Genomic DNA, 11,189 nt, shown 5'->3' with positions numbered 1-11,189 from the left:
AATTAAAAGAAGTATGAAGACTACGAAATTATATTTAATGCTTTTTCTGGCCCTTGGAATTATAGGCTGTGAAAAAGACTTCCTGGATGTGCCGCCCACAAACCAGTTTGAAGATCCGGGTTACTGGACTTCAGAAGAAAATGTTGAGACTTTTGCTTACGGCTTCTACCCTGCATATTTTGTGGGCTATGGATCCAGCTATACCTGGGGAGATTATTTTTCAGGGGAAGTATTAAACGATGATTTTGCCCCATCGGCGCCAGCTCAGTTCCCAAAAGTTGCCCCGGCATCAGGTGGAGGTTGGAGTTTTGCATGGGTAAGGAAAGCTAACATCTTTATTGACAGGATCGATCTTGTTGATATGGATGAGGAAGCTACCGCTCATTGGACAGGTATAGGAAGGTTCTTTAGGGCCCTTGAATACCATGATCTTGTAAGCCGTTTTGGAGATGTGCCATGGTATGGTGAGGAAATCGCCGAGGACGATATAGATAACCTGTATCGCCCACGTGATCCCCGCGGTTTCGTTATGGACAAGGTATTGGAGGATATGCAGTATGCTGCCGAGCATGTGAGAGAAAATGTTGAGAATGAGCAACAAATGGTTGACCGCAGTGTTGTTCTTGCTTTCATGTCACGAATCTTCCTCTTCGAAGGCACCTGGCAAAAGTACAACGAAGGAGACACCCAAAGAGCTGCTAAATATTTAGAAGCTGCAAAATGGGCTGCAAATGAAGTGATCGAAAGCGGACAGTTCTCTCTGGGAGATTATCGTTCAGTTTTCAACTCTTTAAGCCTTGCGGGAAATCCTGAAGTTATTCTTTACAGAGAGTATGAAGAAGGAGTATTAACTCACGCGCTTAACAGTTACAACAACAAGGAGCCTCAAACAGGACCTTCAAAAGATGCTCTTGATGTTTATTTAGCTGAAGACGGTCTACCTATTGAACTTTCACCATTATATGAAGGAGATCACGGGGTGGAAGAGTTATTCGCTAACAGAGACGGAAGAATGTCTGAAACCTTTGTTCCTTATGAGTTAAGAGTGAACCAAACCAGTTCCAGATATTCAACTTCGGGTGTTGCAGTACATAAATTCCTAAACGAGGAGATTGCCGATGATCCAATTGGTAGTTCAAACCTTAACCCTACAGATGCGCCGATCATTCGTTACGGAGAAGTACTCATCAATTATGCTGAAGCTGCGGCCGAATTAGCCACTCTTGGAGGTCCTGCTTTCACCCAGGCCGATCTTGATAAATCAATCAATGTTCTACGTTCAAGACCAGAAGTAGACCTACCGGACCTTCAGGTTGTGGGGGATATGCCAGCGGTTAACGGACAGACCTATGACGATCCAGACAGAGATCCGGATGTTCCTGCAATTATCTGGGAAATTCGAAGAGAGCGTCGTGTGGAATTAATGATGGAAGGCTTCAGAAATGATGATCTAAGACGTTGGGGTAAGTACCACTACGTTGATACCATTGAAAACTATCCGATTAATATGGGAGCCTGGATAGATAAAGAAGTTCTTCAGGCGCAGTATCCTGATGCGAATCTTACAGCAATACATTTAGCCGATGCCGAAGGAAACAGGTTGCCTGCAACCGCAACTCAGGGATATATAGTTCCTGCATCTTCTCCCGAAGTTCAGAGAATTTTCGATGACCCAAGGGTGTATTTAAGTCCTTTACCACTAGATCAAATTAAGCTATATGCAGATCAAGGGGTGAATTTGGAACAAAATCCGGGCTGGTAAAAAAACCTGCCGGTTTTAAGAATAAATTAGCCCCCTTAGGTGAAAGCCTGGGGGGCAATTTTTTATAAATTTTTTGCGTTGCCTATCCCTTATCCCTTACACCCCCTCAAAAATGAAAGTATTTCGTATCTCTTTTCTTTTATGCTGCAGCTTCCTTTTGTTGTTGCAGGCTTGTAAAACCCCAAAACCTACCACAACTCCTACCAAAGAACCTTCAGAAGTTGCCGAAGTACCGCAACCGGAGGAGCCTGTAAAACCGCAGGAAGTTCCTGCACCTGTTCCCACTGCAGATACAATTGCCGTTGTAGAGGAGATCATTGAAGAACCTGTAAATTTTCCGCAGGCCGATAGGGAGTTCCGTGCAGCGTGGGTCGCAACAGTGGCCAATATCAACTGGCCAAGTAAGCCCGGTTTAAGTGTTCCGGAACAGCAAAGAGAAGCTATTGCTCTCCTGGATATGCTCAAAAAGAATAATTTTAATGCGGTAATCTTCCAGGTGCGTCCTCAAGCCGATGCGCTTTATGAAAGTGAATTGGAACCCTGGTCCTATTATCTTACAGGAAAACAGGGACAGGCGCCGGAGCCTTTTTATGATCCTTTGCACTTCTGGATAGAGGCTGCTCATGATCGTGGCCTGGAATTGCACGCGTGGTTGAATCCTTATCGTGCACACCATTCTTCCAAAGAGATCAGCGAACGATCGGTTATCAAAACCAATCCTGAGCTTGTTGTAAAGCTAAAGAACGGTATGTGGTGGATGGATCCTGCACAAGAAGGCACAAAAGAACGTTCAACAGCGGTTGTTATGGACCTTATCAAAAGATATGATCTTGACGGAATTCATTTTGATGACTACTTCTATCCGTATGATTCCTATAACAACGGAGAAGATTTTCCCGATGACAAGAGTTGGACAGCATATAAAACCTCCGGCGGAAAATTGGCAAGGGCAGACTGGCGTAGATATCATGTAAACGATTTTATTGAGAATCTTTATAAAAAAATAAAAGCTGAAAAACCGGCGGTAAAATTCGGATTAAGCCCCTTTGGGATCTGGAGACCGGGATACCCAAAATCTGTTACCGGATATGATCAATATGACAAGCTTTATGCAGACGCAAAATTATGGCTTAATGAAGGCTGGATAGATTACTACACTCCTCAGCTGTACTGGAAGATCAACGCCGAAGGACAGAGCTTTCCCGTGTTATTAGGTTGGTGGAGTTCACAAAACTTTAAAAAACGTCACCTGTGGCCCGGCATCAGTGTAGGTTTGGGAGGAGACGAGAAGAATATCGATGAAACCATTAACCAGATCATGATCTCCAGGGGGATGATGCCAAAGAGTCCCGGGGTAGTTCATTGGAGCATTGGACCTCTTGTTAAACATCCGGAGCTTCTAAAAAGTATTTTTGAAGGTCCGTATAAAAAGCCCGCTTTAGTACCCGCAAGTCCATGGCTGGATAATTCAGCACCCGAAAGTCCTGTTGTTGTGCCTTCCATTGAAGGTCAGTCAGTAAAATTGACCTGGGTTGCTCCGGTAAATGCCGGGGACGGATTTAGATATGTCGTTTATTTCCGCTACGGGGAAACCTGGAGCTACAAGGTCTTCGATAGAAAAACCATAGAAACCAGTTTCAGCCGGTTCGTTGAGAGGAAGAATGGTGAGAAGGTTTATTTAAAGGCTGTTGCTGTAACAAGTGTTGACCGTACTGGTAATGAAAGCACTTTTCAAGAAATCATTATAGATAGTAAATTGTAATTTTTGAATTTAAACCTATGACTCCATTACTGGTCTTTAGCATTATAGCAGGTTATTTCCTGTTGTTGATGGCTATAAGTCACTTCACCTCCCGAAAAGCCGATAATTCAACCTTCTTTACCGCCAACCGGAAATCCCCGTGGTTCCTGGTCGCATTTGGTATGGTGGGAGCAACTCTTTCCGGGGTTACTTTTATATCTGTCCCGGGAGAAGTTGGAAATTCCGGTTGGACCTACTTGCAGTTCGTAATGGGGAATATGGTGGGATATGCCATAATCGCGCTCGTGTTGATTCCGCTGTTCTATAGATTAAAGCTGGTTTCCATTTACCAGTATCTGCAAGACAGGTTTGGGCAAAATTCCTATCTCACGGGTTCGGGTTTCTTTTTGGTCTCCCAAACTATTGGTGCTTCTTTCAGGTTGTTCCTGGCGGCACTGGTACTTCAAATTGCTTTTTTTGACGCCTTTGGAATTCCGTTTTATGTGACCGTATTTGTTACCATTGCCCTCATTTGGCTGTATACTTTTAGAGGCGGAATCAAAACTATTGTCTGGACAGACACTTTACAGACCACTTTTTTATTGCTGGCAGTTTTGATAAGTATCTATATGATCACAGACCAAATGAACCTCAAAGCTCCTGAAGTTATCAACGTGATTTCCAATAGTGACCTTTCCACCATCTTTGACTGGAACTGGCGGTCTGACCGTAATTTCTTTAAGACCTTTCTGGCAGGGATCTTTATCACCATCGCTATGAATGGGCTTGACCAAAACGTAATGCAAAAGAACCTTACCATCGAGAAGACTTCAGATGCTCAAAAGAACATTTTTTGGTTCTCTTTGACCTTTTTCTTTTCCACTGTTCTTTTCCTTGCACTAGGAGTTTTGCTTTACAAATTTGCCCTGGATCAGGGAATTGAAATTCCTGAAAGTACAGATGATCTGTACCCTATGCTGGCCCTAAATCATTTTGGCGTCATGGCGGGAATAGTCTTTCTACTCGGAATTATCGCGGCTGCTTTTTCCAGTGCAGATTCCGCTTTGACAGCTCTCACGACTTCCTTTTGTGTGGATATTCTCAACATCCCTAAACGAAAGCAGGAAAGTCAGAAGAAAACAAGACTTTTGGTGCACATAGGTTTCACGCTGCTCATGTTCTGCGTTATCGTGGCTTTTAATGAGATCAATGACAGCAGTGTAGTAAATTCCGTATTCAAAGTGGCAGGATTTACATACGGGCCTCTTTTAGGCCTATTTGCATTTGGCTTGCTTTTCAAAACACGTGTTAAAGACAAATTCGTGCCGCTGGTGTGTATTGCATCTCCCATCATTTCGGTGATCCTGGATATCAATTCTACCGTTTGGTTTAACGGCTACAAATTCGGTTTTGAAATATTATTGGTAAATGCCGCCATTACCTGTTTGGGATTATTCCTGCTTAGGAGGCGCACGTAAATACACCTTATTTCTAAAATGCTAACAAATGAAATCGAATAGGTTTTTGACATTTTTTAGCCTGCTGTTTTTAATTTCTTCAGGATCGATTGCTTCGGAAGGCATCAAGGACAGCATATTTCTCCGAATAAACCAGGCGGGTTATTTGGAAGATGATACCAAAATAGCCATTGCTTTTTCTGAAGCTTCAGTAAGAGGAAATTTCACTGTCCACAATGCTGAAACCGGAAAAAGAGTTTTCCACGGAAAAATAGAGCCTTCAGAAGTAAAAGCCTGGGGGAATTTTTCCCATTATTATCACCTGGATTTTTCCGAAGTAAAAACTCCCGGAACTTACTTTATCAGGTTAAAAGACAGCCGTTCCGGAACTTTCGGGATAGGGCGGGAGCACGCTTATAAAGATTACCAGGAAGATCTTATTGGATTTATGAGGCAACAAAGGTGCGGCTACAATCCTTTTTTGGATATGGTTTGTCACCAAAGAGACGGCAGGAGCATGTATGGCCCTATGCCCGATTCTACCTTTATTGATGTAAGTGGTGGCTGGCATGACGCAGGAGATCAGCTAAAATATCTCATCACCTCCAGCAATGCCACCGCAAGAATGCTGAAAGCTTATGAACTGGCCCCCGATAAATTCGGAGACAAGGTAAACGATCTGGGGCAGGAGCAGCCAAACGGAATTCCCGATGTGCTTGATGAAGCCAAATGGGGGCTTGACTGGATCCACAAAATGCACTACGGCCCCGATATGCTTTTCCACCAGGTGGCAGATGACCGGGATCATCTGGGCATGAAGTGGCCCGACAAAGATTCTTCAGATTATGGCTGGGGCCCTAACAGCTATCGTGTTGCCTATTTTGCCACGGGAGAACCTCAGGGGCTGCGGGAGTATAAAAGCAAAGCCACAGGCATAGCTAATCTTGCCGGTAGATCGGCTGCTGCCATGGCTATTGCCGCCAGGATCTGGAGAGATGAACTTAACGACCCTGTTTTTGCCGAAAAATGTGAAAAAGCCGCTTTGGAATTATACGCCATGGGAAAAAAGCAGGAAGGTTATCAACAGGGGAATTCTTACGGTTCACCTTATCGCTACAATGAGGATACCTGGGCAGACGACATGGAATGGGGTGCGGCCGAATTGTTTAAAAATACGGGAGAACAACAATATTTAGAGGATGCCAAACGCTACGCAAAGCTGGCTAATACGGTTTCCTGGACAGATAAGGAAGATGCAGAGCATTACCGCTATTATCCCTTTATCAACCTTGGGCATTTTGCACTTTATGAACACGCAGATGAGGAAACCAAAAAAGAACTGGCAGGATACTACCGCACCGGGATAGAACACGCGCTGGAAAGAGGTGCTAAAAATGCCTTTCAGATAGGGGTGCCTTTTATCTGGTGCTCCAATAATCTGGCGGTGGCACTCACCACGCAGATGATCCTTTACGAAAAGATGACAGGAGATACCCAATACCATGATTTTATGCTGGCGCAACGCGATTGGCTTTTGGGCAGAAATCCCTGGGGCACCTCGATGTTTATGAATATTCCCCGAAATGGAGAATATCCCGAAGATGTGCACACCAGTGTTTGGTATCTTACTAAAAAGGAAGTTCCGGGTGGATTGGTAGACGGGCCGGTCTATGCTTCGGTTTACAATAGCCTCAAAGGTCTACACCTTGCAGAACCCGATGAATTCAGCCGGTTTCAAAATGATTTTGTAGTTTACCATGATGATTTTGGAGATTATTCCACCAATGAACCCACCATGGATGGCACTGCAGGCGCAATATTTATGATGGCTTACTTTGGAGAGACACAAAAGCAGTAAAGAATGCACTTAAAAACTCACACTTACAATCTGGAGTTAAAGAACACCTTCAGGATAAGTCATACCTCGAGGGATTTTCAGCCAACGCTAATAGTTGAGCTCAGTGACGGTCACTTTACAGGTTATGGAGAGGCTGCGGCAACTTCCTACTACGGAGTAACGGTAGAAGGAATGGCCGAAAAAATAATGTCTCTTGAAAATGTCATTTTAGAGCACTTACATAAAACGCCTGAGGAGCTTTGGGAGATCACTGCACCTTACCTACAGGACAATTCCTTTGCACAATGTGCGCTGGATATCGCGATGCACGACCTGCACGGCAAAAGGAATAATTTGCCGCTTTACAAGATGTGGGGCCTTTCCCTGGAGAATATTCCTCTTTCCAATTATACCATAGGGATCGATACTGCGGAAAAAATGGTGCAGAAGATCGAAGAATTTCCATGGCCTCTGTACAAGATCAAACTCGGGACAGATCATGATGTGGAGCTGGTAAAAGAGCTGCGGAAGCATACAGATGCTGTTTTTAGAGTAGATGCCAATGCAGCCTGGACTGCGCAACAGACTATAGAGAATTCAGTTTTATTAAAAGACCTGAACGTGGAGTTCCTGGAGCAGCCTTTAGCCGTCAAAGATGAGGAGGGAATGGCTGAAGTTTACAAAAATTCAGTTTTACCGGTCATTGCCGATGAAAGCTGTATTACTGAAGCCGATGTAGATAAATGTGCCCGCTATTTCCATGGAATTAACATCAAACTCACCAAGTGCGGCGGACTCACCCCGGCCCGCAGGATGATTTCCCGCGGAAGAGAACTGGGATTAAAGATCATGGTAGGTTGTATGACAGAATCCACCGTGGGCATTTCTGCAATTGGACATTTATTACCTTTACTGGACTACGTTGATATGGATGGAGGTATGCTTATTAAAAATGACATAGCCGACGGCGTAAAAGTCTACGACGGTAAAACTCATTTTCCAGACAGAAATGGAACAGGGGTGGAGCTCTATGAAAATTTAAATAAATAGATTATGAAACTGCGTCAATTTGGAAATACAGATCTTCTTGTTAGTGAAGTTGGTTTTGGAGCCTGGGCAATAGGCGGTGGCGCCATGGTTGGGGAAACAGCCATTGGTTGGGGAGAGGCAGATGACCAGACTTCCAAAAAAGCCATTTTTGAAGCCCTTGACAGGGGGATTAATTTTTTCGATACAGCCGATATTTACGGACTGGGTCATTCTGAAGAATTGCTGGGGGAAACCCTGAAAGACCGGCCAGATGTGATTATTGCTTCAAAAGCAGGGAATGTTGCCCGGGATGGAAAATTCGGAACAAATTATTCCCGGGAACACATTTTAGAGGCCTGTGAAGCCAGCTTAAAAAGGCTTAAACGAGAGACCATAGATTATTATCAATTGCATACCGCACGGCTCACCCACCTGCAAAACGGAGAATGTATTGAAGCCATGCAGCTGCTCCGGCAACAGGGAAAGATCAGGTACTGGGGCTTATCCTTAAATACCTACGAACCTTATCCGGAAGCAGAATATATGTTGGAAAAGGAACTTGGGCATGGTTTTCAGCTCGTCCTGAATATGATCAACCAAAAAGCCTTACCCCTGCTGCCAAGAGCAGCAGACGCAGGTTACGGGATCATTGCACGTATGCCTTTGCAATTCGGCCTTCTTACGGGGAAGTTTGACAAGGGGGCAGAATTTCCGGAAAATGACCACAGAAGTAAAAGGCTCACCACAGAAGTAGTTGATGCCTACAACGAAAGCATGGATGAAGTTTGGACGCTTTGTGATAAGTATAATCTTAGCAAGACGGAACTGGCTATGAGCTTTATTTTAAGCCATTCCGAAGTCTCTACAGTGATCCCCGGAATAAGGACAGCAGCACAGGCAAAAAAGAACACCGGGGGCATCATTAAGCTTCAGGAAGAGGATCTGCAGATGATTAAAAAAGCCGATTTGGATTTCCTGATGGAAAAGATCATTCAGCAGGGTTAGAAGAAAGAATCAGCATATAATAATTACATTGTTAAAGAATAAAATAGAGACCTATGAAACCAATTAAAAATTTCACCTTTTTGGCACTTCTGCTTATGGCATTACTTGTTTCCTGTAATGATGAGGAGAAAGAGGCTTCTACTTCCGAAGTAAATGAAGCAGATCTAGCCATAGCCGAGGTTAAAGATGAATTTGCACCCGACTCCCGGGTGGCCCTTTTTGATGTAAAGGCCAATGAGGAGGGAGAAGTTTATGTTCTGAAAGGGGAATCTAACATGCCTGAAGCAGTTTCTTCATTAAAACAAAAACTGGAGGCTCAAAAAATAGCTTTCACAGACAGTATTGCGCTGTTACCTTCAGCCGAACTGGAAGGAAAAACCGAGGGGGTGGTCAAGATCTCTGTAGCCAACCTTCGATCTAATCCAACTCATTCGGCCGAACTGGTTACGCAGGCGACCATGGGTATGCCGGTGAAAGTCTACAAAAAAGATGGTGGCTGGTACTATATCCAAACCCCCGAAGGCTACCTGGCCTGGGTGGATTACGGCGGAATTACTCCAATGACCCCTGAAGAATTACAGGAGTGGAAATCCACTGAAAAATTAATCTACCTGCATACCGCCGGATCCTCCTATGAACAAGCCAGCGAAGATTCCCAGGTGGTCTCCGATCTTGTGGCCGGGAATGTTCTGGAACTTGTTGGTCAAAGAGGAGGTTTTTACGAGGTAAAATATCCGAATGATAAGACAGCCTTTGTAAAGAAGGAGGAGGCGCAACCTTATAAAGAGTGGTTGGCATCACTGGAGCCTACAGGTGAGAATTTAATTGCAACAGCAAGAGAAATGATGGGCGTACCTTATTTGTGGGGAGGCACTTCTCCTAAAGGAGTTGATTGTAGCGGCTATACCAAAACCATTTTCTTCCTTAACGGAATGGTTTTGCCGCGTGATGCTTCTCAGCAAATTGCGGCAGGAAAGGAGATCGATTCGGTGAAAAATTTTGAAAACCTGCAGCCGGGAGATCTGTTATATTTCGGAAGAAAGGCTACAGATACTACTTCAGAACGCATCATTCATGTAGGCATGTGGATTGGCGACCAAAAATTCATTCATTCCATGGGAGAGGTGCATATCAGCAATTTTGACACCACCGCTGCCGATTTTGATGAGTACAACTACGGAAGGTATTTAAGGACCAAAAGAGTGCTGGGAACCAACGACGAGAATATCATATACCTCACCCAGAGCGATCTTTTTACCAATGACAGTACAGACTTCAAAAAATAGGTTTTAAAAGCGGCTTTTGGGCCGCTTTTCTCTTTGTATCAATGGGAAGATTAACCATTTTTAGAACGAATATTAATCTTAAAAACATGCTGTATGAAAAGCATCGGATATCTCTTCGTAATAATTTCGCTTCTTTACGGGAACTCACTTTTTGCTCAGAAAAGTAATCAGGAAATGCTGAAGCAAAAGACCGAACAGCGGCTTCAGGAAATTTTCAACACTTCCCCGGCGATTACCGGGCTTGTTGCCGTAGACCTTACTTCGGGAGAGAAGATCGGCTGGAACAGCGAGGTGCAGTTTCCGCAAGCCAGTTCCATAAAAATCCCTGTTCTTATGGAGGTTTTTAAACAGGCTCATGAAGGCAAATTTTCACTGTCAGATCCTTTGCCTCTTACCTCCGAAAATACTGTGGGTGGTACGGGAATTCTAAAGCACCTTGAAGATCCCGCGGCATTGAGCATTAAAAATCTGGGCATCCTGATGATCGCTTTAAGCGATAATTCGGCAACCAATGCGCTAATCGATCTTGTAGGCATGTCTGAGGTGAATAGCACGCTGAAAAGTCTGGGAATGACTAACACCCTTCTGCAGCGAAAAATGATGAATTCTGAGGCTTCTGCGAGAGGAGAGGAGAACCTGGCAACCCCGGCAGATGCCGCAAAGATCCTGCAGCTTTTGTACAAAGGTGAATTTGTAAGTCCTGAAGTTTCTAACGAGATCCTGGACATCCTGAAAATGACCGACAGGGAAGATAGCCGCCTCGCTGCCGGAATTCCTGAAAATGTCCCAATTGCCTTCAAACCCGGATTTATAAGCGGGGTTTCCACAGAATGGACAATTGTTCTCCTGGAGCAGCGGCCTTATGCAGTAGCCCTGATGGAAAGTAATAAGCTTCCCGGGGAAGCGGAAAGGGTAATGGAAGAGGTGTCAGAAATTCTTTTTAATTATTTCTGGAGGATTGGCAGCGCCAGTGAATATGGTACCTATGTGGATCAATGATCAGCGAACAATGATCAATAAGCAGGCTCATAAATTATTGGGCTAAAGCCCCTGGAATGATTTTCTTTTTCTC

At 44.3% G+C, this 11,189-nt stretch carries 8 protein-coding genes; all 8 read left to right on the top strand.

The window, feature by feature from the left end:
• Positions 1–13 precede the first annotated feature (13 nt).
• The 8 genes from CRO16_RS04505 (at position 14) to CRO16_RS04470 (ending at position 11,116) form a co-directional block, all read left to right on the top strand.
• Positions 14–1,762, top strand: coding sequence for a RagB/SusD family nutrient uptake outer membrane protein (locus CRO16_RS04505; RefSeq protein WP_097055121.1), 1,749 nt, complete (start codon positions 14–16; stop codon positions 1,760–1,762).
• Between the two features lie 112 nt (positions 1,763–1,874).
• A complete protein-coding gene (locus tag CRO16_RS04500; protein WP_097055120.1) occupies positions 1,875–3,524 on the top strand; it encodes a glycoside hydrolase family 10 protein in 1,650 nt (549 codons plus the stop codon).
• A gap of 17 nt (positions 3,525–3,541) precedes the next feature.
• Positions 3,542–4,981 carry a sodium:solute symporter gene (locus CRO16_RS04495; protein WP_097055119.1) on the top strand — a complete coding sequence of 480 codons (1,440 nt, stop codon included), beginning with the start codon at positions 3,542–3,544 and terminating at the stop codon, positions 4,979–4,981.
• Positions 4,982–5,009: 28 nt separating this feature from the next.
• Positions 5,010–6,818, top strand: coding sequence for a glycoside hydrolase family 9 protein (locus CRO16_RS04490; RefSeq protein WP_097055118.1), 1,809 nt, complete (start codon positions 5,010–5,012; stop codon positions 6,816–6,818).
• A gap of 3 nt (positions 6,819–6,821) precedes the next feature.
• Complete coding sequence (locus tag CRO16_RS04485) at positions 6,822–7,847, top strand: dipeptide epimerase (protein WP_097055117.1); 1,026 nt, start codon at positions 6,822–6,824, stop codon at positions 7,845–7,847.
• Positions 7,848–7,850: 3 nt separating this feature from the next.
• Positions 7,851–8,831, top strand: coding sequence for an aldo/keto reductase (locus CRO16_RS04480; protein WP_097055116.1), 981 nt, complete (start codon positions 7,851–7,853; stop codon positions 8,829–8,831).
• 53 nt (positions 8,832–8,884) lie between these two features.
• The gene (locus tag CRO16_RS04475; protein WP_097055115.1) at positions 8,885–10,117 is read left to right on the top strand and encodes a C40 family peptidase; all 1,233 of its coding nucleotides are present in this window, start codon (positions 8,885–8,887) and stop codon (positions 10,115–10,117) included.
• Between the two features lie 93 nt (positions 10,118–10,210).
• The gene (locus CRO16_RS04470; protein WP_097055114.1) at positions 10,211–11,116 is read left to right on the top strand and encodes a serine hydrolase; all 906 of its coding nucleotides are present in this window, start codon (positions 10,211–10,213) and stop codon (positions 11,114–11,116) included.
• The last annotated feature ends 73 nt before the right edge of the window (positions 11,117–11,189 follow it).

Origin of the sequence: Salinimicrobium sediminis (assembly GCF_900215295.1) — a bacterium.
Taxonomy (GTDB): domain Bacteria; phylum Bacteroidota; class Bacteroidia; order Flavobacteriales; family Flavobacteriaceae; genus Salinimicrobium; species Salinimicrobium sediminis.
This window is presented reverse-complemented; position numbering and strand designations above follow the sequence as displayed.